The sequence below is a fragment of the Acinetobacter sp. WU_MDCI_Abxe161 genome (assembly GCF_025514355.1).
Taxonomy (GTDB): Bacteria; Pseudomonadota; Gammaproteobacteria; order Pseudomonadales; family Moraxellaceae; genus Acinetobacter; species Acinetobacter pittii_E.
Genome location: NZ_JAHPTU010000002.1, coordinates 238,573 through 262,767 on the forward strand (window position 1 = coordinate 238,573; position 24,195 = coordinate 262,767).

21 protein-coding genes and 1 pseudogene are annotated in these 24,195 nt (G+C 37.8%); 11 read left to right on the forward strand and 11 right to left on the reverse strand.

Going from position 1 to position 24,195, the window contains the following annotated elements; all coding sequences use genetic code 11:
• Positions 1 to 312 precede the first annotated feature (312 nt).
• The 3 genes from KTI78_RS03045 (at position 313) to KTI78_RS03055 (ending at position 4,657) form a co-directional block, all read left to right on the forward strand.
• The gene (locus KTI78_RS03045) at positions 313 to 1,302 is read left to right on the forward strand and encodes a LysR family transcriptional regulator (RefSeq protein WP_004703082.1); all 990 of its coding nucleotides are present in this window, start codon (positions 313 to 315) and stop codon (positions 1,300 to 1,302) included.
• Positions 1,303 to 1,425: 123 nt separating this feature from the next.
• Positions 1,426 to 2,751 carry a hemolysin family protein gene (locus tag KTI78_RS03050; protein WP_016141892.1) on the forward strand — a complete coding sequence of 442 codons (1,326 nt, stop codon included), beginning with the start codon at positions 1,426 to 1,428 and terminating at the stop codon, positions 2,749 to 2,751.
• A 568-nt stretch (positions 2,752 to 3,319) separates the two neighbouring features.
• Positions 3,320 to 4,657: a CitMHS family transporter gene (locus tag KTI78_RS03055; protein ID WP_262445166.1), complete on the forward strand. Its 1,338-nt coding sequence runs from the start codon at positions 3,320 to 3,322 to the stop codon at positions 4,655 to 4,657.
• 41 nt (positions 4,658 to 4,698) lie between these two features.
• Here the strand turns inward: KTI78_RS03055 and KTI78_RS03060 are convergent, their stop codons facing one another.
• Complete coding sequence (locus KTI78_RS03060) at positions 4,699 to 5,211, reverse strand: hypothetical protein (protein ID WP_004793963.1); 513 nt, start codon at positions 5,209 to 5,211, stop codon at positions 4,699 to 4,701.
• A gap of 222 nt (positions 5,212 to 5,433) precedes the next feature.
• On the opposite strand from KTI78_RS03060, the gene KTI78_RS03065 reads away from it, so the two are divergent.
• A complete protein-coding gene (locus KTI78_RS03065; protein ID WP_262445167.1) occupies positions 5,434 to 5,982 on the forward strand; it encodes a DUF2239 family protein in 549 nt (182 codons plus the stop codon).
• Positions 5,983 to 6,035: 53 nt separating this feature from the next.
• Here the strand turns inward: KTI78_RS03065 and cysN are convergent, their stop codons facing one another.
• From cysN to lysS, 5 genes are all read right to left on the reverse strand, one after another.
• Complete coding sequence (gene cysN, locus KTI78_RS03070; protein WP_262445168.1) at positions 6,036 to 7,649, reverse strand: sulfate adenylyltransferase subunit CysN; 1,614 nt, start codon at positions 7,647 to 7,649, stop codon at positions 6,036 to 6,038.
• Between the two features lie 30 nt (positions 7,650 to 7,679).
• Positions 7,680 to 8,588, reverse strand: coding sequence for a sulfate adenylyltransferase subunit CysD (cysD, locus tag KTI78_RS03075; RefSeq protein ID WP_000140408.1), 909 nt, complete (start codon positions 8,586 to 8,588; stop codon positions 7,680 to 7,682).
• Positions 8,581 to 8,712: a hypothetical protein gene (locus KTI78_RS03080; RefSeq protein ID WP_080649498.1), complete on the reverse strand. Its 132-nt coding sequence runs from the start codon at positions 8,710 to 8,712 to the stop codon at positions 8,581 to 8,583. Before KTI78_RS03080 ends, cysD begins: the two co-directional genes overlap by 8 nt.
• A gap of 250 nt (positions 8,713 to 8,962) precedes the next feature.
• Positions 8,963 to 10,405, reverse strand: coding sequence for a capsule assembly Wzi family protein (locus KTI78_RS03085; protein WP_262445169.1), 1,443 nt, complete (start codon positions 10,403 to 10,405; stop codon positions 8,963 to 8,965).
• 185 nt (positions 10,406 to 10,590) lie between these two features.
• Entirely contained in the window at positions 10,591 to 12,120 is a 1,530-nt protein-coding gene (gene lysS / locus KTI78_RS03090) for a lysine--tRNA ligase (RefSeq protein WP_002117806.1), read from the reverse strand.
• Positions 12,121 to 12,376: 256 nt separating this feature from the next.
• Between lysS and KTI78_RS03095 the strand changes: the two genes are divergently transcribed.
• Positions 12,377 to 12,865: a YqiA/YcfP family alpha/beta fold hydrolase gene (locus KTI78_RS03095; RefSeq protein ID WP_016141899.1), complete on the forward strand. Its 489-nt coding sequence runs from the start codon at positions 12,377 to 12,379 to the stop codon at positions 12,863 to 12,865.
• A 15-nt stretch (positions 12,866 to 12,880) separates the two neighbouring features.
• Here KTI78_RS03095 and KTI78_RS03100 read toward each other — a convergent pair whose 3' ends face one another.
• The gene (locus KTI78_RS03100; protein WP_262445170.1) at positions 12,881 to 13,321 is read right to left on the reverse strand and encodes an SRPBCC family protein; all 441 of its coding nucleotides are present in this window, start codon (positions 13,319 to 13,321) and stop codon (positions 12,881 to 12,883) included.
• A gap of 445 nt (positions 13,322 to 13,766) precedes the next feature.
• On the opposite strand from KTI78_RS03100, the gene rubA reads away from it, so the two are divergent.
• The 4 genes from rubA to oxyR all read left to right on the forward strand — a co-directional run bounded on the left by rubA (position 13,767) and on the right by oxyR (position 17,119).
• Complete coding sequence (gene rubA / locus KTI78_RS03105) at positions 13,767 to 13,931, forward strand: rubredoxin RubA (protein ID WP_000760495.1); 165 nt, start codon at positions 13,767 to 13,769, stop codon at positions 13,929 to 13,931.
• Between the two features lie 94 nt (positions 13,932 to 14,025).
• Positions 14,026 to 15,207 (forward strand): rubredoxin reductase RubB, encoded by a 1,182-nt coding sequence (gene rubB, locus KTI78_RS03110; RefSeq protein ID WP_262445171.1) that lies wholly within the window; start codon positions 14,026 to 14,028, stop codon positions 15,205 to 15,207.
• A gap of 52 nt (positions 15,208 to 15,259) precedes the next feature.
• The gene (gene estB, locus KTI78_RS03115) at positions 15,260 to 16,204 is read left to right on the forward strand and encodes an esterase EstB (RefSeq protein ID WP_016141902.1); all 945 of its coding nucleotides are present in this window, start codon (positions 15,260 to 15,262) and stop codon (positions 16,202 to 16,204) included.
• Between the two features lie 6 nt (positions 16,205 to 16,210).
• On the forward strand, positions 16,211 to 17,119 hold the full coding sequence (gene oxyR / locus KTI78_RS03120; RefSeq protein ID WP_016144631.1) for a LysR family transcriptional regulator OxyR: 909 nt from the start codon (positions 16,211 to 16,213) through the stop codon (positions 17,117 to 17,119).
• Between the two features lie 29 nt (positions 17,120 to 17,148).
• Here oxyR and KTI78_RS03125 read toward each other — a convergent pair.
• Positions 17,149 to 17,739, reverse strand: a pseudogene (locus tag KTI78_RS03125) (SPOR domain-containing protein).
• Between the two features lie 57 nt (positions 17,740 to 17,796).
• Between KTI78_RS03125 and KTI78_RS03130 the strand changes: the two are divergent.
• Positions 17,797 to 17,925 carry a hypothetical protein gene (locus KTI78_RS03130; protein ID WP_224993132.1) on the forward strand — a complete coding sequence of 43 codons (129 nt, stop codon included), beginning with the start codon at positions 17,797 to 17,799 and terminating at the stop codon, positions 17,923 to 17,925.
• Positions 17,926 to 17,984: 59 nt separating this feature from the next.
• On the opposite strand, the gene ppk1 is transcribed toward KTI78_RS03130, so the two are convergent.
• Both ppk1 and mtgA read right to left on the reverse strand, forming a co-directional pair.
• Positions 17,985 to 20,063: a polyphosphate kinase 1 gene (gene ppk1, locus KTI78_RS03135; RefSeq protein ID WP_016141905.1), complete on the reverse strand. Its 2,079-nt coding sequence runs from the start codon at positions 20,061 to 20,063 to the stop codon at positions 17,985 to 17,987.
• A gap of 104 nt (positions 20,064 to 20,167) precedes the next feature.
• Positions 20,168 to 20,845, reverse strand: a complete 678-nt coding sequence (mtgA, locus tag KTI78_RS03140) for a monofunctional biosynthetic peptidoglycan transglycosylase (protein ID WP_016141906.1) — start codon at positions 20,843 to 20,845, stop codon at positions 20,168 to 20,170.
• 76 nt (positions 20,846 to 20,921) lie between these two features.
• Between mtgA and KTI78_RS03145 the strand changes: the two genes are divergently transcribed.
• Entirely contained in the window at positions 20,922 to 21,731 is an 810-nt protein-coding gene (locus tag KTI78_RS03145; RefSeq protein WP_016141907.1) for a rhomboid family intramembrane serine protease, read from the forward strand.
• Position 21,732: 1 nt separating this feature from the next.
• Here the strand turns inward: KTI78_RS03145 and KTI78_RS03150 are convergent, their stop codons facing one another.
• Entirely contained in the window at positions 21,733 to 24,192 is a 2,460-nt protein-coding gene (locus KTI78_RS03150) for an ABC transporter permease (RefSeq protein WP_262445255.1), read from the reverse strand.
• Positions 24,193 to 24,195: the final 3 nt, after the last annotated feature.

Below are 24,195 nucleotides of genomic sequence, written 5' to 3' on the forward strand. Positions count from 1 at the left end.
TTTTTATACAATTTTTGGAGATTTTCCACTCATTTTTAAATCTAAAAGTCAATTGTAAATTAGGCTATTTTTGCCAATGTAAAAAGTCAATTGATATGCTAGAAATTGAAGATATCTTCATAAATAAAGTGAATTTATATTTACTCGCCTTGAAATAAGGCAAATACAATAAACATATGGCCTTAAAGCCCTTCTCTTTCCTACTTAATTCCTACAAAAAATGTCGCTTTTCTCATCATTTTTTCACACAATAGTTATTAAATATGGCATAATTTGAAACAATTTCAGGGTTTTATTTTCGGTATTTTTTTTATGAATCTGGAGCGAGTAGATCTTAATCTATTAATATATCTTGATGTACTTCTTCGTGAAAAAAATGTTACACGCGCAGCCGAACAGCTTGGGGTAACTCAGCCTGCAATGAGTAATATTTTACGTCGTTTACGTAATTTATTTAATGATCCGCTTCTTATTCGTTCTTCTGAAGGGATGACTCCAACAGAACGTGCACTTGAATTACAACCTCGTATTCGTGATGCCCTTTCTGATCTTTCCATGATTTTGGAACCCCGTACCGAATTCCGCCCTTATACAAGTAATCGCGTTTTCCGCATTATGACATCTGACTATGCCGAGGCAACTTTAGTCCCGCGCCTTGTCAAAGCTCTACGCTCTGAAGCTCCAAATGTTGTACTCGACTTTCTTACACCAAGTGATGTGTCTTATAGAGACATGGAACAAGGTAAAGTTGATCTTGCGATTAATAGATTTAATGAAATACCGCAAAGTTTCCACCAAGTTTTAGTTTGGCGTGATAGTTTCAGCTGTATTCTTAACGACAAACACCCTGCTGTAACTCATTTGAACCTAAAAAGTTATTTAGATGCACAACATATCTGGGTTTCTAAAACAGGTATGGGCGTAGGTTTTGGTGTAAATCCAGACAAACAAGGTGGTTTGGGCTGGATTGATCAGGCATTAGAACGTATTGGTCAACGTCGTAAAATTTCTGTATTTACCCGTCACTACCAAATGCCAGCATTACTTGCTCAAAATGTTGACTTGATTGCCACCCTTCCAACTCGGATGGCGCGCCTACAAACTCAAAATCCTAAACTGGTTATAAAGGATCCTCCTTTTTATATTCCAGAATTTGAACTTAAAATGGCTTGGTGTCCGTTATTACATCATCATCCTGCTCATCGCTGGTTGCGCCAACTTATTTTATTTGTTGCTCGTCAAATGATTGAAGAAGAAAACCGTGAATTTCTAACCAACAATTCACAATTTTCTCACTATTAAATAAATTTTAATTTAATTGTCGATTTTAGACATTATCTTCAAGCGCTGAGCAATCAATCTGATTACCTCAGCGCTTTTTTGTGTTAAAACATAGTCATAATAATGATGAACCTCGGGTGATTTGTGAGTCTCTTTCAAAATATCATTATCATCGCACTGCTCATCATCGCAGCAGGCTTTTTATCTTTAACTGAAATTGCCTTGGCTGGTGCCAGAAAAGTAAAGTTAAAGATTTTAGCCGAAGCTGGCGAAGAACGTGCCCAACAAGTACTTGATCTACAAGAACAATCTGCTGACTTTTTTGCAGCTTCTCAAATTGGCCTAAATGCTGTTGCAATTTTAGGCGGTATTTTAGGTGAAGCTGCTTTTCGTCCCTTTTTTGTCACATTAGTTGACCGTTTTTATGAAGGTCCTTGGACACAGACCATTGGTTTTGCCCTCTCCTTCACCTTAGTAACTTCTCTATTTATTTTATTCGCAGATCTCATGCCAAAGCGCCTGGCCATGATTGCACCTGAAAAAATTGCGATTAGCGTTATTAACCCCATTCAAGTTTTTATTAAGGTGTGCAAACCCTTAGCTTGGGGAATAAATGCAATTGCCAACTTGCTATTTCGTTTGTTTAAAGTGAATACAACACGAGAAGATAATATTACTTTCGATGATATTTCAGCAGTTATGGATGCAGGTGCACAAGCTGGCGTACTTCAAAAACAAGAACATCACTTTATTGAGAACGTTTTTGAACTAGAAGAACGTACTGTACCGTCAAGCATGACTACACGCGAAAACGTTGTTTATTTCACCTTAAATGAACATGAAGACAGTATTCGTCAAAAATTAGCAGAATATCCTTATTCAAAATTTTTAGTATGTAATGAAAATATTGATCAGGTCATTGGTTATGTTGATGCTAAAGATTTCTTGGTGCGCATTTTAAACAATCAATCTCCAACACAATTGAATGAAACAACCATTCGTACTGTCCTGATGATTCCTGACACCCTAACTCTCTCGGAATTACTTGATCGTTTCCGCTCTACAAAAGAGAAATTTGCGGTAGTCATAAATGAATATGCACTCGTTGTCGGGGTAATCACCTTGAGTGACATTATGATTACAGTTATGGGGGATTGGGTTACTCCTATCGAAGAAGAGCAACAAATCATTAAACGTGATAATAACTCTTGGTTAATTGATGGCAGCACACCGATTGATGACCTAAGACATGCACTTGAAATTGATGAAATGCCTGATGAAGAAAATTACGAGACGCTTGCAGGCTTTATGATGTATCGTTTACGCAAAATTCCACGTCCAGCAGATTTTGTAGAATTTGGTGGATATAAATTTGAAGTTGTCGATGTTGACCATTTTAAAATTGACCAACTCCTTGTTACTCGAATTTTAGAACAAGCCGAAGTACACTCATCAATTGATGAAAATTAAATTATATTAATTTAAATACCCCATAATTTTAGATGGGGTATTTTTTCAATCTAAATAAATTTTTTAAATATATGTAATAATTATTTTAGATCTATTTATTCAGTTTGCTCTTTTAATTTAAAAGTATTATTATTTTATTTAACACTCTCATTAAAGCTTAAATACTGAAAAATAATAGAATAATCTATATATCTCAATGACTACAAAAAGATTAAGCCCCCTTTACATTGTAAATAAGCTTGTATATCTTGACTTAAAGTATAGTTTTAAATGGTTCTTCTTCTCATTTCACTCATCAAAACATATATAATTAAAAAAAATGCCATATAATTTTTATTTTTATATTACCTTTATATCATTTTATAATAGTATTTATTTATTATAATACCACTATAATGTTAATATATATGTTCAGTATTTCGCCTATATATACCCTTTTAAATGAATATATATTAACCAAATAAACTAAATATATTATTTGTCTTTTTAATAAAAATTAATAAGAATAACCAAGGTCAGAGTTTTGAATAAACTTGTTCAGTAAAACTATAGGCAAAGGATTGATTGTATGCTGACATTACTTGGTGTTGGCATGATTTTGTGCTTCATGTACTTAATCATGTCCAAACGTTTAAGCCCTATTATTGCTTTAATTCTCATCCCATTTATTTTTTCTCTCATTGCCTGGGGCCTAGGTCATTATTTTGAAAGTTTGAGTCATATTGAACTCAAAGGTCTCAGTGAGATGATGCTCGATGGCATCAAAAAATTAGCGCCAACTGGCGTAATGCTTTTATTCGCAATTTTATATTTTGCCTTAATGATCGATGCAGGTCTCTTCGATCCACCAGTCAAATGGATTTTGAAAAAAGTTAAAGGTGATCCTTTAAAAATTACATTAGGAACCGTGTTCTTAACCACCATGGTTTCTTTAGATGGTGATGGTTCAACCACCTATATGATTTGTGTGGCAGCAATGCTTCCACTTTATCAACGTTTAGGGATGAACACCCTAATCATGACAGCTCTTATGCTACTCTGTAGTGGTGTGATGAACTTAACGCCATGGGGTGGTCCGACTGCTCGTGCTGCGAGTGCCCTTCAAGTTGATCCGAGCCATATTTTCGTACCAATGATCCTTCCTATGGTTATTAGTATTGGCTGGTTATTCTTCTTGGCATACCTATATGGTCGCTATGAACAAAAACGTTTAGGTGTGATTGAGCTTGAAACTCATCATGGTGACAATATTACAGTATCTAAAGATCCTGAAGCGACACGCCCACATTTACGTAAAGTGAATATGGTGTTGACCATTATTCTCATGATTGCATTAATCAAAGGCATTTTGCCGATGTCAGTGTTATTCATGCTAGCGTTCTGTATTGCAATGCTCATTAACTACCCTAATGTTGATATGCAGAAAAAACGTATTGCAATGCATGCAGATAGCGTTTTAGCTGTGGTAGGCTTAATTTTCGCTGCGGGTATTTTCACAGGTATTTTATCTGGTACAGGTATGGTTGAGGCGATGTCTAAAGAGTTCGTCGCAATGATTCCTCCAAGTATGGGTCCATACCTTGCACCGATCACTGCTTTAGTCAGCATGCCATTGACCTTCTTTATGTCAAATGATGCTTTCTTCTATGGTGTACTACCAATTCTTGCTGAAGCTGCTTCACATTATGGTATTAGTGCAGAAGCGATTGCTCGTGCATCAATTATAGGTCAACCTGTACACTTGCTATCACCTCTTGTTCCATCAACCTATTTGTTATGTGGTCTTGCTAAAGTCGATTTTGCCGACCATCAAAAGTTCACTTTAAAATGGGCATTCATAACTTGTATGGTATTAATGGGTACTGCTTTAGTGATTGGTGTTTTCCCACTCTTTAGCACGCTTTAATTATTCATATGCAATAAAAAAGCCCCAATCGGGGCTTTTTTTTATTTCTGTACATATTCAATTAAGTGATCTAACACAATCTGAAAATGCAATGTAATGTCTTCTTCTAAAATTTTATAGGCATTATCGAATTGCACCATTGGCCAACCTTCTTTCCAAAATGGAAAAATATTGTGTAGACCTTCAGTCACGATCGCGTCTTCACGACTAATCGCTTGAGCAACTTGAGCTAAAACCTGAGCGGTTTCTGCACCATCAATAGCTAAATAATCAATACCACGTGCTTTAAAAATACGGATACGGTCTTTTTTATAACGAATCTTTTTCGCCTGACCCGAATTCAAGCCTAATGCCAGCGTAGCAGCTTCTACAAACTTTTCTTCAAAGTTTGCATTCAATGCAACTAAAGCCTGTTTATGTGCTTCTTGACGCCCAGCTTTCCCCCCATTACGGATAATCTCATTTGCTTCCGTATCCAGCTTATCTTTTTTCATAGACTGTAAAATGTCTAAAATTTCGATATCGCTTAAAGATTCAGGAGATTGCTCAATCATGGGAGTCCTAATACACAAAAATAAAAAAACATTGTCTCATAAAAGCGATATCAAAGCAGAATAAAATTTTAAATAGCCTATTCTCTTGACTATTTTTATAGTTCTAACTTCATAGACTACACTCATAAAATCAAATAATCCCTTGGTTATAATTTTAATTATTTGCCAAATTAATTTTACCCTGATAATATTATTTTACCCCGGTAAAAATATACAGCTAAAATGAATACTAAAATCACCTATACTGCTTTCACTGGAAGCACACTTATTGCGAGCGGCTCCCTAGTTGAACTTGCAAAAAAACTTAAAGATCTTCCGAAAACAACGGGAAATATTCTGATTTTTAATGATCAAACAGGTCAACAAATTGATCTTGATCTTTCTGGTTCGGAACAAGAATTTCAACAACGTTATGCTGAACCGGAAGAAATTAAAAAAGTTGGACGACCTAAACTCGGTGTAATTTCTCGTGAAATCACTTTACAGAAAAAACATTGGGATTGGTTAGATCAACAAAGTGCGAGTGCATCAGCAGTAATTCGTAAGTTAATTGATAAAGAATTAAATAACCCAAATTCTGAAGGTAATATCATGCTCGCTAAACAAGCCATCGACCGTTTTATGTCTGCCATGTTGGGTAATATGCCAAATTACGAAGAAGCAACACGCGCCTTATATCAAGGTGATCGAGATATATTTTTAAAGATGATTCAGAGCTATCCTAAAGATTTAAGGGAATATTTAACTTTAAAAACTCAAAGTATTTTCTAAACCCAATAAAAAAAACCCGCTTACGCGGGTTTTTTCAAAATCAATTCAGCCTATTAAAGACGGACTAATTCCACAACTTTTTCAGCTGCCTCTTCAACGGTTTCAGCAGTAACTTCTGTATCTGTGCCATCCACCGCTGTAGTGATAACCACAACACCTGTTTCACGCAATAACGTGATTTGCTCAGCCGTTAAGTTGGCTTTTGCAATCGCAACTACACCTTGTTGGATCAATAAACTTTCTAAAACTTGAGCTTTCTCGATTAACTGTGCAGAAATCCCAATCACCGCAGGTTTTTGACCTAAACGCGCAGCACGATCTTCAGCTGTTACAGGATTGCTATGCGCAGTCCATTCAACAGCAGCTTCAACCATACCCGCACCAACCGTTACATTGCTTAAACGATCAATAAAGATGAATGAGCCTGTATAACGAGAATCTTGATATTGATCAAATACAACTGGTGCATCAAACTCAACAACAACATCGGCAATTGCATTTAACTCAAGCTCTTCAACGTGAGTATGCTCAAGCGTATTCACATTTACACGGTAGTGAATATTAGTGACTTTAGCAGGAACAGTCTGAGTACCAATCTTAACGTTGTACAACTTACCTTTCACCAGCGGATGTTCATTCATCCATACCACTGAAGCGCGAACACTACGCGAAATTAATGGTTGCTCGCCAGCACGCACCAAAACGTTACCACGGCTAATATCAATTTCATCATTTAATGTTAATGTAACCGCTTGACCTGCTACAGCTTGCTCAAGGTTTCCATCAAAAGTAACGATTTCTTTAACTGTTGAACGCTTACCTGATGGAAGTGCAACAATCTCATCACCAACGTTGATTTCACCTAAAGCAATCGTACCTGCGAAACCACGGAAATCAAGGTTTGGGCGATTTACATACTGAACTGGGAAACGGAATTCGTGTTTATTCGATTCACGACTAATTTCCACCGATTCAAGAATGCTCATCAAGGTTTGACCTTTGTACCAAGGCGTATGAGCTGATGGATTTACAACGTTATCGCCATTTAAAGCAGAAATTGGTACAAACTGAATATTGGCTGGACGGCGATCGCCCAACTGGCTTACGAAAGCATCATATTCAATCTGAATTTCAGTGAAACGTTCAAGTGAATATTCAACTAAGTCCATTTTATTAATGGCCACAACAATATTCTTAATACCCAGTAAACTTGCAATAAACGTATGGCGACGAGTTTGAGTTTGTACACCATAACGCGCATCAATCAAGATAATTGCAAGATCAGCAGTTGATGCACCAGTTGCCATGTTACGCGTATATTGTTCATGCCCTGGGGTATCAGCAATAATAAACTTACGCTTTTCTGTTGAGAAATAACGGTAAGCTACGTCAATGGTAATACCTTGTTCACGTTCTGCTTGCAGGCCATCTACCAGTAATGCCAAATCTGGTGCATCACCCGTAGTTCCTACTTTTTTACTGTCACGTGTTACCGCTTGCAATTGATCTTCATAAATCAATTTTGAATCGTAGAGTAGACGCCCAATAAGCGTACTTTTACCATCATCTACGTTACCGCAAGTCAAAAAGCGTAGAAGATCTTTTTGTTCGTGTTGCTTTAAATAGGCCAAGATATCTTGACTGATTAATTCTGATTGATGAGACATTGCTCAAACTCCACAAATTTAGAAATTGTCTTAGAAATAGCCTTCTTGCTTTTTCTTTTCCATTGAGCCCGCTTCATCATGGTCAATCATACGACCTTGACGCTCAGAACTCGTGGCTAAAAGCATCTCTTGGATAATTTCAGGTAACGTATCTGCTTCAGACTCAACTGCACCAGTCAATGGATAACAGCCAAGCGTACGGAAACGTACAGACTTCATCTGTGGAACTTCACCCTCTTTTAAACGCATACGCTCATCATCAACCATGATTAACGTACCGCTACGCTCTACTACTGGACGAACAGCAGAGAAATAAAGAGGAACGATTTGAATATTTTCTAAATAGATATATTGCCAGATATCCAACTCAGTCCAGTTAGATAAAGGGAATACACGAATACTTTCACCTTTGTTCACTTTACCATTGTAAAGGTTCCAAAGTTCAGGACGTTGGTTTTTCGGGTCCCAACGGTGTTTACTATCACGGAATGAATACACACGCTCTTTCGCACGTGATTTTTCTTCATCACGGCGCGCACCACCAAAAGCAGCATCAAATTGATATTTATCCAAAGCCTGTTTTAAAGCTTGGGTTTTCATGATATCGGTATATTTTGAACTACCATGATCAAATGGGTTGATTCCTGCTTCACGACCTTCTTTGTTCTGATGAACAATTAAGTCAAAACCATGAGTTTTTGCCATGTTATCGCGAAACGCGATCATGTCTTTAAACTTCCAGCCCGTATCTACATGTAATAATGGGAATGGAAGTTTAGCCGGATAAAATGCTTTTAAAGCAAGATGAAGCATAACAGCCGAGTCTTTACCAATCGAGTAAAGCATGACTGGGTTTTCAAATTCCGCAGCAACCTCACGAATAATGTGAATACTTTCAGCTTCAAGTTGCTTGAGATGTGTGAGTCTTGATTCAGTCATGAACACGTCCTTCTCTATCCATTTTGCCCATAAAATCTAGAAGCGGTATTAAACCACCACCTAGAAGACCATGTGGAGGAACGAGTGCCATAACAACTCCAATTTTTCGTGATAAATAATCCAACCACAAGCCTTTATATGGCTTATAGCATTAGTTATGCATTATAGTGATTTAAAACCGATTCCTTTTGCTTGTTTTTTCATATTGATATTCGATTTAATCATATACATATAATATGCTGATTCACTTGCATAACTTCACAATCGTAGCTTGCGCAATTAACTTAAGCAAATTACGTTCTAGGCTTTATTTTCTCTAAAAACCATAAAAAAAGAGAAGCATTAAAGCTTCTCTTTTTAAACATAATTTAATCTTAGAAACCAAACATTTTACGTTCTAATGGAATTTCAATACCGATAGAGGCACCTGCATCATTGCCTTCCAAATCAGAATCACTTACCCAACCATTAATTTTTAATGGAAGATCAGGTTTGATGAAATGTGTCCAAGTTAAATCAAGTGCTTTAATTTCATCATCTTTAGGAAATGCTTTATTGATTGTCAAATTAGATTGGTTAACTTTAACTACCATAGCACGACCACTTAAACGGTTCATGACATCAAAGCGGATATCACCACCCACTGAATACATTTGTCCGTCACCACCCATCGCGTGTCCTAACGGGAAACCATGTTGGTAATAACCATCTTTATAAATGTAATGATTATAAGAAATGCCTTTTACATCACCATTGGTTCGTGTGTCAGCCCATTCTGCATAAAGTTGATATGGCATATCATTGTAGCTTGACGAATAGTCCACACCAGCTAAGTACATTTTCTTAGAAGGAAGTAGTCCAGCTTCATCTTCACCTACATATTGACCATAAATGCCAACAGGGGTATTTATAAGAGATTGTAGATTTAAACGAGCATCAAAACCTGCGATTTGGTTAGATCTATCTTCAGCTGCGTCATAAACATTATCATTACCCTTGATCGCATTCCATAAAGAATCCCAACTTTCAGAGCGACCTTCACCACCCCATTGTAAAGTTCGAGAAGCACCTAGCTCTAAATAGGGTAATGGCTGTGCAGTTATCCGTAGACCTAATAATTTAGCATCTGGAATTGCTTTATAATCATCTAATTGACCAGCAAATGCTTGATATTGCCAAGGTCCAATCCAAGACAACCATTTTGTTTCAAAAGCATTTTGTACAGCACGTTGTGCAGTCACACCATAAACTGGGCGACTCGCATCACCACGAATTAAGCTGCCATCGTGTCCTGGTCCCCACCATGTTGGAATTTGACCTGCAACTACCCACTGATTCCAAAGTTTACCAGCGACATATGAACCTTCAACATTAACGTCTTGTCCATTATCAATTTGCGGATCTTTTTCTGCATTTACACGGATTTTTGCATCCCAGTTTTCGCCACCGGCATTAAACTCTAACGAACCTTGATATTGAGCTTTTTGATTATCACCAAATGCTTGAGGAATATTTTTTATATCAGTTTCAGCAAAAGCACCCACTTTAACTGTGCTGTTATCTGCTTTTAATGCATTAAGAACTGAGTTAATAACTTTTTGTTGAGCTGGATGAGATACTTTTGCCTGAGAAAGTGCTCGCTGTATTTCATCACCACTTAATGGCCAAGTTGAGGTGCTGATATTAATAACACCTTGTTGGTTCAACCAATTTAAGTCAGTACGTAAGTCTTCATTATTTAGCACTAAACCTTGTGCAAAAATAGCGGATGAAGCGGTTGCCAATATTGCGATCGAAAGTGTTCTTTTTAGAAACATGCCAGCACAATTCTCAAAGTTATTTATGAGCAACACCTTAAATTTTTTATCACAAATTTGCAATTGTTAAACTGTGCAATTACATTTTTTAACGCTATTTTAAGATACGTATAAATAGGTAAGTTTCTAGATATAAAAGGTAATAAAAAAGGCAGTATAAATACTGCCTTTTGTACCTTAGAAGATTAACCTTCTTTACGGCGCATATGCGGGAATAAAATTACATCGCGGATACTTGGGGCGTCAGCAAATAACATAACCAAACGGTCGATACCAATACCTTCACCTGCTGTTGGAGGTAAACCATATTCAAGCGCTTCTACAAACTCTGCATCATAATGCATTGCTTCATCATCACCTGCGTCTTTTTCCGCTACCTGAGCTTGGAAACGTTCAGCCTGATCAATCGGGTCATTTAACTCGCTAAAGCCATTTGCTAATTCACGACCACCAATGAAGAATTCAAAACGATCTGTAACATGTGGATTGTCATCATTACGGCGAGCCAATGGAGAAGTTTCCGCTGGATAATCAGTAATAAATGTTGGTTGACGAAGTTTAGTCTCAACAGTTTCTTCAAATACGATCGTTTGAAGCTTACCTAAACCAAAACCAGGCTTAACTTCTTCTTTCAACTCTTCACGGATAAATTTTGCAAGAAACTCGCGGTCACCTACATTTTCAGGCGTGAACTGCGGATTATTCTCTAAGATCGCATCGAACATAGAGATTTTCTTGAATGGACCTTTAAAGCTAAACACTTCACCTTGATAAGGAACATCAGTTGTACCTAGAATATCCAAAGCCAACTTTTCAAGCATATTTTCAGTCAATGCCATTAAGTCTTTATAATCAGCATACGCCTGATAAAACTCGATCATCGTAAATTCAGGGTTATGACGTGTTGATACCCCTTCATTACGGAAGTTACGGTTGATTTCAAAAACACGTTCGAAACCACCAACAACCAAACGCTTCAAATAAAGCTCAGGTGCAATACGCAAGAATAAAGGCATATCCAAAGCATTATGATGTGTTTCGAATGGACGTGCAGAAGCCCCCCCTGGAATCACATGCATCATTGGCGTTTCAACTTCCATGAAACGTTCGTTGTTTAAAAATGCTCGAATACCTGCAACAACTTTGGCACGAATTTCAAAAGTTTTACGTGTTTCTTCATTCACAATTAAGTCAAGGTAACGTTTACGGTACTTAACTTCTGTGTCATTTAAGCCATGAAATTTATCTGGTAACGGACGAAGAGATTTTGTAAGCAGTTCAAAACCTTCAAGGTGAACATATAAGTCCCCTTTGCCTGAACGTCCGATATAACCTTCGGCAGCAATGATGTCACCAAGATCCAAACCTTTAATGGTTTCAAGAATATCTTTTGGTAAACCTTTACGGTCAACATATAACTGAATACGACCTGTCATATCTTGGATTACCATGAAAGAACCACGGTTTAACATGACACGACCAGCCACTTTTACATAGACATGCTCAGCGCTTTCAATTTGTTCTTTCGACTGATCTTTAAATTGTTCTTGTAGATCAGCAGCGTAATGTTCACGCTTAAAAGTGTTCGGCCAAGGGCTCTTTCCAGTTTCCTTCGCAACATCTTGGATTTGCTTTAATTTGGCATGACGCTGTGCAATTAAATCGTTTTCGGAAATAGTTGGTTCAGAAGTCGATTGAGCGTTTTGTTGCGTCATCTCTGCCTCGATTAAGTAAAAATGAAGTGGCATAGCTTAACAGATTGCAGGAGTTTTTCGAATGATTTCAATCAAACAAAAATGAAAAAAGACAATTTATGGAAAAGAGCAGTACTTTTTAAAGACAAAATGACTTAGACCAATCGCTAAGATCATTTTTTAAAGCATTTAGTAAAATATAAAAAAATCCAAATAACCTCGATATTCAAAGGCCCTATTTGCCTTTTATTTTATCAATGAGATTGTGTCGTAAATAATGAAAATTCTATTTTTACATGGCTTGGATTCTTCTCGTGAATCGACAAAGTTCCACGCCATTTTGCATCCACATAAGTTTTGTATTGATGTTGACTACCGTAACTTAAGTTATGCGTCTGTTGAGTACTTTTATCATCAAGCTATTCAAACCATCAAACCGGATCTACTGGTTGGCCACAGCCTTGGAGGGTATTGGGCCTTAAAAACTGCCGCTCAACATAAATTAGCTGTGATTGTAGCGAATCCAAGTCTTACGCCGAGTTTTCGATCTGACTACCCTCAACTGTCAGAAGAAGAGCTCACCCTCTCTAATCCTAAAATGGCCTATTTAGAATTAGGAGATGAGCAACTTGATATGTATCAGGTTCAACAAAAACTTGCACCTTACATGAATATTGAAACGTTTGAGGGCGGACATCATCGCTTGGCCTATCCTTCTCGTATCAATGATTTGATTATGAAAATTTATAAAAAATATTTGGCTTAAATTAATGCAGATAGCTTACTTTTCTTCTGCTAATTTCTTGATTACCTCAAAACCTTGAACGAAGCCACTTTTCAACATACCCATATATTCAGGTAAGGTGGCTAATTCGACTTTTAAAGTAGTTACATTATCGTGCTGACTCAAAAAATATTTTTCTAATGAACCACTCCAGCCTTTGACTTCTTCACTTTCTAAATCTTCCTTACCGTCCTTAATCATTCCTAAATGTTTAAAAATCAAGATTTCCGGCTTTTTCAATTCTTCAATAGTGGAAACCATGCCATTGCCTTCGCCATCTAAGAAATAAGTTTTACCACCGATTTGCCAATCGGTAAGCATTGAGGAATCCGGGGCAAAAAATTTTGTCCAAGCATTATATGTTTCGCTATTCCAAAGTAATTCCCATACTTTCTCTATAGGCGCTTCAATTTCCACTTCGTATTCTAAATTTTCCATATTTTACTTCCCTGAATTATTCCGTTTTATGATGTCGACTTTTAATTTTCGCGTTTAATAATGACATCTGTTGACTTTTTATTTGTTGTTATTTAGCGTTGTTATTATATAAATCTTTTAAATGATCAGACCCTTTTTATTTTTCAGCACGTCCATAAGTAAAAGCAAGTTTAAAATTAACGTTAAGAATGCATTACTTATTATTAGTTTATGTTGAAGTTTCGCCTAAATAACCGCTTATTTGTCCTAACCTGCCATTCATCTTTGCTTACGAATGATTAAACTCCGTTATTTGCTTTACATTAAATGTAGAACTGCGTAAAAATTTGATATCCGATCAAAGGCACATTGGTTATTATTGACCGGATCGTGGTTACATTATTAATAGATGGAATAGTTTTACTGAAAGGCAGCTTTAAGCAAACTTATCAGTGCGGAGAGTCTCATGAAAAAATATCAATGTATCGTTTGTGGATGGATTTACGATGAAGCAGAAGGTTGGCCACAAGACGGCATTGCAGCTGGAACAAAATGGGAAGATATCCCTGATGACTGGACTTGCCCTGATTGCGGCGTTTCAAAAGCTGACTTCGAAATGATCGAAATCTAATGATTTAAATTAAAAGGCCATGATTGACATGGTCTTTTTTACGAATATTACCAATCACCGTATTAAATAAACAATTCTAACTCTGGAGAGAAAAATGCATCCTATCGTCATTATCGGATCAGGCATGGCGGGTTATACCTTAGCACGTGAGTTTCGTAAGCTTAACCCAGAGCAAGAACTTGTGATGATTTGTGCGGATGATGCAGTGAATTATGCAAAGCCAACATTATCAAATGCATTTGCAGGTAAAAAAGCACCTGAACAAATTGCTTTAGGTGATGCTGCTAAAATGGGTACTCAACTCAATATGCGTATTGAGCCTTTCACTTTTGTAAAAGAAATTTTAGCTGAACGTCATGAGCTTGTTCTTGAGAAAGATGGAGTAACTTCAAATCAACCGTATTCAAAACTGATTTTAGCGGTTGGTGCTAACCCAATTCGACTTGCAATTGCGGGTGATGGTAGTGATGACATCCATGTTGTGAACTCACTCATTGATTACCGTGCTTTCCGTGAAAATCTAGCTCAACGTAAAGACAAACGTGTTGTTATTTTGGGTGCCGGTTTAATTGGTTGTGAATTTGCCAATGACTTACTTCACAGTGAATATGACATTACTGTTATTGATTTAGCGCCTCAACCATTAGGCCGCTTATTGCCAAGTCATATTGCTTCTGCATTCCAACAAAACCTCGAAGAAGCTGGTGTTAAATTTGCGTTAGGTACAACCGTTGAAAAAGTCAGCAAAATTAATAATGGCGAAGATTATGCAGTTACGCTTGCGAACGGCCAAACTTTAATTGCTGACATCGTTCTTTCAGCCATTGGGTTACAGCCAAATATTTCACTTGCTAAAAGCGCAGATATTCAAACAAGCCGTGGCATTATTACCAATAGCTTGCTTGAAACAAATCAAGCCGATATTTATGCGATTGGCGATTGTGCAGAAGTAAACGGCACCCTACTTCCATATGTAATGCCGATTATGCAGCAGGCTCGTGCTCTTGCTAAAACCCTCAGTGGGCAACAAACTGCGGTGCATTACCCTGCTATGCCAGTAGCAGTAAAAACTCCAGCCGCTCCACTTACCGTTTTACCGGCACCAGTTGATGTAGAAGTAAACTGGGAAACAGAAGAGTTCGACGATGGTATGCTTGCTAAAGCAATTGACAATGAAGGAACATTGCGTGGTTTCGTATTGTTAGGTGCAACAGCAGGTAAACAACGCTTAACATTAACAAAGCTTGTTCCAGATCTTATTCCAGCCCAAGCATAAGGTTTGAATCAGGGATACTCTTTTGTGAGTATTCCTTTAAGGAATGAATAACATGAATAGTGCCTTACAGTTTAACGTTTCGCCGTACACATCTTTCATGCAAGAGACCAAAGTCAATTTAGGCAATGGTATTGAGCTACATGTAGAAGTGGGTGGAAAGCCGGAACATCCAACCATTTTGCTCATTATGGGTCTTGGGGCTCAAATGCTTTTTTGGCCGGATTTCTTCTGTAAATCACTCATTGACCAAGGTTTTCGTGTTATTCGTTTTGATAACCGTGACATCGGCCTTTCTTCAAAAGTACGTCATGAAGGTAAGCGATTAAATACGGTTAAGTTAATGGGCCGCTTTGCACTCGGGTTAAGTAATCAAGGCGCACCGTATACACTGCATGATATGGCAGATGACGTATCCATGCTCATTGATCGTTTAGGTGTGACTAAAACCCATGTCATTGGCGCATCGATGGGTGGGATGATTGCTCAAATTCTTGCAGCAAAATATCCTGAAAAGGTTGAAAAATTGGGGCTCATGTTTACCAGTAATAATCAGCCTTTTTTACCTCCCCCTTTTCCGAAACAACTTTTGAGTTTAATTGGCAAACCCGAGTCACGTGACGAAGATGGTATTGTTAATCACAGTTTAAAATTATTTCAATTGATTGGTTCACCTGGTTACGTCAACCAGATTGAAGCAATGCAAACTGCACGCAAACTTTATCAACGTAGCTATTATCCTGCTGGTGTACTTCAACAGTTTTTAGCAATATTATGTACAGGCTCCTTACTTCAACTGGACCGTGAAATTAAGCAACCTGCGTTAGTCTTACATGGCTCTCGTGATCGCTTACTTCCACCTAGTCATGGTAAGGCTGTAGCAAAAGCAATTTCCGGTGCTAAGTTTGAATTAATTGATGGAATGGGGCATGATATCCCTGCACATTTTATTCCACAGCTTAGCGGTTTATTTGCGCATCATTTTAAATCATCATACTAGGACACTATGGCTGCATTACCCTCACTAAGACAGCTATCATATTTAGTTACGTTGTCGGAAACTTTGCATTTTACTGAAGCAGCACGCCGCTCTTTTGTCACGCAATCGACGTTATCAGGCGGCATCATGGAGCTTGAACGATTGTTAGGTGGCGTTCTGGTAGAGCGTGACCGTCAGAATGTGCGTTTAACACCCTTGGGTGAACAAGTCGTTGCTCGTGCCCGTGTACTACTAGCAGATGCTCAAGATTTAATGCGTTTGAGCCGTGAAATGAGTGAACCGTTAACAGGTGATTTGCATTTGGGCGTTATCCCAACCATTGCGCCTTTTATCTTGACACGGTTACTTGATGAAGTGCATCAGCAGTTACCTAAAATTCAATTGCATCTGCACGAAGCTCAAAGTGAAAAAATTGTAGAGCGTCTAGAACACGGTAATCTAGACATGATTGTTCTTGCTCTACCATTTGATACTAGAGGCCTAAAAGTCGCTGAAATTTCGAAAGAAAACTTGTACCTTGTGTGTAGTAAACAAGATGCAAATGCTTTACAAGCAAACTCTTTAGATGATCTTGATTTATCAAGATTAATTTTGCTTGAAGAAGGCCACTGTTTACGTGACCACGTTTTAAGTGCCTGCCCTATCGGTGAACGTAAAAACGACAACCGTTTAAAAGCAAGCTCTTTACCAACTTTGGTGGAAATGGTTTCTTCTGATTTAGGCTTTACGCTTTTACCAGAAATTGCAATTGATAACAGTATGATCAAGTTTAATGATCAAATTACTGCAAAACCAATTGAAGATGCCCCGAGTCGGACTTTAGCATTAGTTACTCGTAAAAGCACACCGCTACAAAGTGAATTCGACGTGTTACTGCAAATTATGCAGAAAATAACGACAAACTTACATGAATAAAAAAAGGAGTCTTCGGACTCCTTTTTGTTTTACTGAGCTGTAAGCGATGCCCACTTAAACACCCAAGCAGACGGCATATTCAAACTATTATCGGCAATAATTTTTTCTCTAATAATTTGTGCGATAGCATAATCATTGGCTGGGTCTATCATAACTCGTATTCCTTTAGTGGTTGGACTAGTGACAACCTTATAGCCTTTTGCTTCAAGCTGAGATTGAACCCGATTTGCTTTATTTTGATTAGCTGCTAATGCAACCTGTACCATCCACTTTTTTTCACCATTTTCTAAAATTTCTTTAGCGATTGCAGCATCAAGTTGTTTTTTATTTTCAGAATTTTTATTTTCTTCTAACTTCTTTGTGTGAACATCTTCAGTTTTCTTTTGAGCTAAAAACTCATCTTGCTTTTGTTTTCTTTTCTGGATAATTATTGCTTTATTCTTTACTTCACTTTTTTTATTTTTATCATTAGAAGCTGGGACAAAATAAGGATATATGGCTTGGTCATTAAATCTTTAAAAGACGATGATATCCCCATAACACTTCTGCTCTGCGTAAGCGGTCACTGGCATTATCCCCAAAAGTATTTTAAAAAGTAAACTTCTAATAAAGCATTGCATCTTATTCATTTACCAAAGTTAAGTATATTTAATGCGGCGTATTAAAGTAGATTTCACATGATTTGTATATTTTTAAAATTCAATGTTTTATGCCAAAAATCACATATTTTAAAAACATCTTGCTGTGCTTCAAATTATTATCGTTTACCCAACAACCATTTAGAAATACTAACTAAATTAGATTGAATTTCAGTGAATTAAAAAGCCGACAAAATGTCGGCTTTTTAATGAGAGTTAAAAGTTCATTATTTAATAATTTCTAATAGTGCTCTTTGAGCATTATGTAGTTTTTCACCTTCTGCTGGCTCAGCACGTACCCAAGTACCATCTGACTGCAATAACCAAGCTTGCTGATTATCTTGCAAATAGTTCACGAGTCCTTGTTGATAAATACGCTTTTTCAATGCAGGATCTTCAACAGGGAAACATGCTTCAACGCGGTTAAATAAATTGCGATCCATCCAGTCTGCGCTTGAGCAGTAAATACGTGCATCCCCATTATTACTAAAGTAATAAACGCGAGTATGCTCAAGGAAACGTCCTACAATTGAACGTACACGAATATTTTCTGATAAGTTAGGTAAACCCGGACGTAAACAGCAAATAGAACGAATAATCAGGTCAATCTGAACACCTGCTTGAGATGCTTCATATAATTTATTGATCAATTGAACTTCCGTTAAGGCATTCACTTTCACAATAATTTGAGCTTTACGCCCAGCCTTAGCATTGGCAATTTCTTCATCAATGAAGTTGATGAGCTGAGCATGTAAGGTAAATGGCGCATGTAATAGCTTTTTCAATTTCGCCATTTTGCCCATACCTGTGAGTTCTTGGAATATGCGGTGCACGTCTTCACACAGATCTTTATCAGTCGTCATGAGACCATAATCGGTATAAATTCGAGCATTCATCGCATGGTAGTTACCTGTTCCTAAATGAACATAACGCACCAGTTTGTTGTTTTCACGGCGTACCACCATAATCATTTTGGCGTGAGTTTTATAACCTACGATACCGTAAACAACGACAGCCCCCGCTTCTTGTAAAACGTTCGCTACTTCAATATTGGACTCTTCATCAAAGCGAGCGCGCAATTCAATCACTGCAGTCACTTCTTTTCCATTACGCGCAGCTTCCGCCAAAATCTGTACAATTTCAGAATCAGCGCCACTACGGTAAAGTGTTTGCTTGATTGCCAACACTTGGGGATCGCGAGCAGATTCACGAAGTAGCTGAATGACGGGAGCGAAAGATTCAAATGGATGATGAAGCAAAATGTCTTGCTTCTGCATTGCAGAGAAAATGCTCTCGGTCTTTTTAAACACTTTAGGCACAACCGGCGTATGCGAGTCATAACGCAAATGAGGGCGTTTAAAATTTGAAACCAAACGAGCCAAGTTTACAGGACCATCAACTTTGTATAATTGCTCATCGGTTAAATCAAATTCTTCCAATAAGTACTCATAAATATGCTGTGGACAGTTATGAGTCACTTCTAAGCGAACCGCACGACCGAAACGTCGAGAACTTAATTCACCTTTTAAAGCTTTTGCTAAATCTTCAACATCTTCATTTAATGCCAAGTCAGCATTACGTGTAACACGGAATTGATAACAACCAGTTGCAGTCATTCCAGGGAATAAATCTGACACATGCTCATGGATAATGGCAGATAGCATAACGTGATGTTCTTTACCACCTGTTAACTCATCTGGCAGTCGAACCACGCGAGGTAATGAACGTGGTGCTGGTACCACAGCTAAATCAATTTGACGACCGAAAGCATCTTTACCTTCTAATGTCACAATAAAGTTCAAGCTTTTATTGACGAGACGTGGGAACGGATGCGCTGGATCTAAGCTAATTGGCGTTAATACAGGTGCAACTTGCTCTTGGAAATATTTCTTAATCCAAGCCGACTGTGCTGGCGTTAACTCACCACGACGGAGGAAGCAAATATCTTCTTCACGTAACTTAGGTAAGATTTCCTCATTTAAAATACGATATTGACGTTCAATCGCAGCATGAGCAGTTTCAGAGATTTTTTGTAGGACTTGTCGTGGCGTCAATCCATCAGGGCTACGACTTTCATTGCCTAGAGAAAATTGCTCCATTACCCCCGCAACACGAATTTCAAAGAATTCATCGAGATTGCGTGAAAAAATAAGCAAGAAATTCATTCGCTCAAGTAATGGATGTAAAGGGTCTACCGCTTGCTCCAATACACGCAAATGGAAGTCAAGAATAGACAATTCACGATTTATATAACGGTCATTATAACTATATTCTGTTGGGGTCGTCGGTGTAATCGCTGTATTCATGTCTAACTCAATTCTCTATCCAGCCAAAATCTCTATAAAACAGTATGCTGCAAAAATATGACAATTTGGTAAAAACTAAAAAATTTACACATCTTTAAACATCATCATTCAGGAATTTGGGTGCTATTCATATAACGTAAAATAACGCGTTTTCTATATTGTAGTTTACGATCGTTGCGGTGATCTTGGTAATATTTCGGGTCAGGCAATAAAGCGGCTAAAAAAGCAGCTTGTTCGCGCGTTAAGCTTTTAGCACTTTTACCATAATAATATTGTGCAGCTGCTTCAACACCATAACGATTTTTGCCAAACTCAACAGAGTTCATATACACCTCAAGAATTCGGCGTTTTGACCACATTCGCTCCATCATCCATGTTGCGATAGTTTCTTGGCCTTTACGAATAAACGAACGCTTGTTGTATAAAAATAAGTTCTTTGCAAGTTGCTGAGACACAGTAGACCCACCCGCAACCACTTCACCTTTTTCATTATTACGCTCTAGAGCAAAACGAATACCATCCCAGTCAAAGCCATGATGATAAATAAACTTTGCGTCTTCTCCTGCTAAAATCGCATGTTTGAAATTGTCGCTAATATCATCATAGTCAAGCCATTCATGAATAATCGGCTCCGATGTATCTGACCAATAATCTAATCGCATAAACATGGTGGTATCGACTTCATGTGTACGCCACCAAACTAAACTTGAGAAAATCCAAAGCTGAATAAGGAGAATTGCCCCAATAAAAATTAACAACACGCGAACAATAAAAGCTTTCATGTTCGTCCTGATCTCCTGTATTCAACTTTTTTCATGTTAAGCTGTTAAGCATGTTCATATATAACAAAAGCATAGCATGACTCAATATCAGCCTCCGCACATTAATCGTAAACTCAATGTACAAACTTGGTGGCTGACCGCCCTATTGATCTTGATTAATGTAGGTTTGTTTGTCTGGCAAATTGCGACTGGTGTCGATATTAGCGACCCAGCCATGAAAGATGCTATTCATTGGGGTGCAGATTTTACACCACTTACTTTTACTGGGCAGCCCGAACGCTTATTTACCAGCATGTTTTTTCATTTTGGTCTTGTTCACCTCATGCTTAACATGTGGGCTCTCTATATTTTCGGTAATGTTGCTGAGTCACTATTTGGTCGCTTCTATTTTATAGGCATGTATTTACTTGCTGGCTTATTCGGTAGTCTTTTAAGTAGTTATATGACGATTCAAAATGGACATGAATTACTGCAACATTTCGATCAAAGCTTACTGCCTCATGTTAGTGCAGGTGCTTCGGGTGCCGTGATGGGATTAGGTGCTGCGTTAACCGTTCTTTCCTTATTTCCACCGCTTCCACATCAAGCCTACATACTCGATAAAAAAGCATTATTAATGATTATGGCCATCAACCTTGTTTTTGGTTTTGTCGCAACGGGTATTAATAATGCCGCGCATATTGGCGGCATGATTATTGGCGCATTCCTTGCGCTAATGTGGTACTTAAGCTATGTCAGCAAGTTAAAAACTATACTTAAAATTTTAGGCTTATTAGGCGCAGTAATTATTACAGGTGGTTTCTATATGTACTGTGTACAAATCAATACACCTTTACTTCCGCTATGGCATGAAATCATTATCCAGAATCCTGACATTATTCCTTAACCTACAATTGATTTAACTCTCTTAAACTTTGTAAAGGCGGTAAATTACAGAGATAACCTAATCGATAACGACCAATTAGGGCACAAATCAGCATCATGCCAAGAGGTAAAATCAGCCATATTTCAATATGCCACTGTAGGGCCATATTCATTTTATAACTTGCAATCACACTAATCACTTCTGCAAAACAGCAGGCAACTATGCCTGCTAACAGACCTAAGAAACCAATCTCAAAACTAAGCATTTGCTTCATTTTATTTTTAGATAAACCAAATGAACGCAGTAAAGCAACCTCACGGCGTCGCTCGTCCATTAACAAGTTTAAGCATGCAATCAGTACCAATATTCCAGAAAAACCGACTAATGCTGCCAGTACAGTTACTATTTTGACCAAAACATTCATTAACCGTTTTACTTCATCTAAAATTCGGTCAACATCAATAAATACAGTATTGGAAAACTGCTGAATAATATTGATCATCTTTGGCTGATCTTGCTTAGGCACATAAAAACTGCCTAAATAACTTCCAGCATTTTCATCTAAAGTTTTAGGTGAAAAAATAAAGAAAAAGTTAGGGCTAAAACTTTCCCACTCTACACTCCGATAATTCACAACTTTGGCTTGCAAGGTCCCTTCTGGCAGACTAAAGGTAAGTTTGTCTCCAATTTGGATTCCTAAACTTTCGGCAGTCTTACTTTCGACTGAAACCTGCCCCACACCATTAAACTGAGCTTGACCACTTGTAATGACATTGTCATTTGGTAATAGATTTGATTGAGTCAAATTCAATTCACGGCGCAAAGAATTATTTTGCTTTATCGCCTCTTCTGAAAAAGGTACATCATTTTTAGCCAGCAATCGGCCACGAATATTTGGATATAACGGGGTGCTTTGCCAACCATGTTGCTTTAACTGTTGCTCAAAAGCTTTTAAATCGAATGGAGGTAATCCATAAACAAATTGATTCGGCGTACCTTCAGGAAGTTGTTGTTGCCAACGCTCCAATAAATCTGTTCTTAATACACTGAGGACTGTAATGAGGCTTAAGCCTAAAGCCAATGCGGTAATTTGTAAGGCACTCTGTGATGGGGAACGAATATAAAAAGACAAACGATTTTTCAGCTTTTTTAAGCTGCGAAGCAATAGCCAAACAACGGTATAAAGCAAAATACAAAGAACAATAATGGCAGCCAAAACCAGAATACTGAGCATTAAGTTTTCACTCAACACTAAACTAAAAACAATCAGGCTACTAATGCCAGCAAAAAACATAAAGAATAAAGATTTTCGAGATTTGGCTTGCTCGCGAATAACGCGAATTGGAGGTGTATTTAAAAGTTCCCAAATGCTTGGCAAAATAAATCCAAGCAGTACGATCACACTCGTAAAAATAGCAATGGGTAAAGGTCCAATTAAAAGTGGTATGACCGAAAAACTTAGCTCTAATTGAGGAATTAATTGCAGCATAAGCTGGAGCAGGCCATAACCCATGATTAAACCTAATAGACTGCCCAACACAATTGAAATCGCACTGACAACACTAAGTAATCCAATATATGCCCATAAGATTTGGAACTTACTGGCTCCTAAACATCTGATCAGCGCAATATGATCTTGGTTTTGTTGCACATAACGTTGACTCGTTAGAGCGATGGCAATCCCACACAACAAAATCGTTAAAATATTGGCTAATTGCAAAAAGGTATCTAGGTTTTCAAGCGGGCGTAATAATCTACTATTCGATTCACTTGCATCACGTAAACGCAAGCCAGCCGTCTCATCTGCGTCTTTAGCTGTTTGATGCTGTTGCTTAAATTGCTTTGAAAATGCCTGAACTTGTTCAGAGCTACCTGCCATTAACAGGCGATAATCAATTCTGCTTCCTGTCTGAATCGCATGCGTTTTAGCAATATCAGCTTGATGGATAATGACGGTAGGTGAAAAACCTGAAAAACCGAGTTCCTGATTTGAATCACGCACGATTACGCCACTAAAGCGGAAGCTACCGTCAGCAATAGAAACAACATCTCCTCTTTTTACTTTTAATAAGTCCGCAGCTCTTTGACTTAGCCAGACTTCACCAGATTGAATCGCTTGAGTTTTTGGCTCAATTTCAAGCTGTCCTCTTAGTGGAAATGCAGGTTCTATTGCTTTTACATTGACCATGACAAATTGATCTTGGGTATGCGCCATAGAGCTAAATAGAGTGACATTGGTTTGTTTTAAACCAAGCTGCTCTGCCCTTTTTTTCCACGGCTGTTCGATAGGCTCGTTATTCGACAGAACCAAATCCGCACCCAGCATTTGTGAAGCTTGCAGACTTACTGCCTGTTTGACTTGGTCATTACTAAATTTTAGGGCAGTTGTTGCACTGATCGCCAGCGATAGAGCAATAATGAGTAGATATAATCCACCCGTACGAAAACTTTGTAGTAAAAGTGGTTTGAGAAGATTACGCATCAT

Excerpts from the sequence above, each read along its gene's own strand:
- KTI78_RS03045 (WP_004703082.1), top strand. The coding sequence starts at position 313 with ATGAATCTGGAGCGAGTAGATCTTAATCTATTAATATATCTTGATGTA.
- cysD (WP_000140408.1), bottom strand. The coding sequence starts at position 8,588 with ATGACTGAATCAAGACTCACACATCTCAAGCAACTTGAAGCTGAAAGT.
- rubB (WP_262445171.1), top strand. The coding sequence starts at position 14,026 with ATGCATCCTATCGTCATTATCGGATCAGGCATGGCGGGTTATACCTTA.
- KTI78_RS03085 (WP_262445169.1), bottom strand. The coding sequence starts at position 10,405 with ATGTTTCTAAAAAGAACACTTTCGATCGCAATATTGGCAACCGCTTCA.
- KTI78_RS03055 (WP_262445166.1), top strand. The coding sequence starts at position 3,320 with ATGCTGACATTACTTGGTGTTGGCATGATTTTGTGCTTCATGTACTTA.
- ppk1 (WP_016141905.1), bottom strand. The coding sequence starts at position 20,063 with ATGAATACAGCGATTACACCGACGACCCCAACAGAATATAGTTATAAT.
- oxyR (WP_016144631.1), top strand. The coding sequence starts at position 16,211 with ATGGCTGCATTACCCTCACTAAGACAGCTATCATATTTAGTTACGTTG.
- KTI78_RS03100 (WP_262445170.1), bottom strand. The coding sequence starts at position 13,321 with ATGGAAAATTTAGAATACGAAGTGGAAATTGAAGCGCCTATAGAGAAA.
- KTI78_RS03150 (WP_262445255.1), bottom strand. The coding sequence starts at position 24,192 with ATGCGTAATCTTCTCAAACCACTTTTACTACAAAGTTTTCGTACGGGT.
- KTI78_RS03130 (WP_224993132.1), top strand. The coding sequence starts at position 17,797 with ATGATTTGTATATTTTTAAAATTCAATGTTTTATGCCAAAAATCACAT.
- KTI78_RS03145 (WP_016141907.1), top strand. The coding sequence starts at position 20,922 with ATGACTCAATATCAGCCTCCGCACATTAATCGTAAACTCAATGTACAA.
- lysS (WP_002117806.1), bottom strand. The coding sequence starts at position 12,120 with ATGACGCAACAAAACGCTCAATCGACTTCTGAACCAACTATTTCCGAA.
- KTI78_RS03065 (WP_262445167.1), top strand. The coding sequence starts at position 5,434 with ATGAATACTAAAATCACCTATACTGCTTTCACTGGAAGCACACTTATT.
- mtgA (WP_016141906.1), bottom strand. The coding sequence starts at position 20,845 with ATGAAAGCTTTTATTGTTCGCGTGTTGTTAATTTTTATTGGGGCAATT.
- rubA (WP_000760495.1), top strand. The coding sequence starts at position 13,767 with ATGAAAAAATATCAATGTATCGTTTGTGGATGGATTTACGATGAAGCA.
- KTI78_RS03060 (WP_004793963.1), bottom strand. The coding sequence starts at position 5,211 with ATGATTGAGCAATCTCCTGAATCTTTAAGCGATATCGAAATTTTAGAC.
- estB (WP_016141902.1), top strand. The coding sequence starts at position 15,260 with ATGAATAGTGCCTTACAGTTTAACGTTTCGCCGTACACATCTTTCATG.
- KTI78_RS03095 (WP_016141899.1), top strand. The coding sequence starts at position 12,377 with ATGAAAATTCTATTTTTACATGGCTTGGATTCTTCTCGTGAATCGACA.
- cysN (WP_262445168.1), bottom strand. The coding sequence starts at position 7,649 with ATGTCTCATCAATCAGAATTAATCAGTCAAGATATCTTGGCCTATTTA.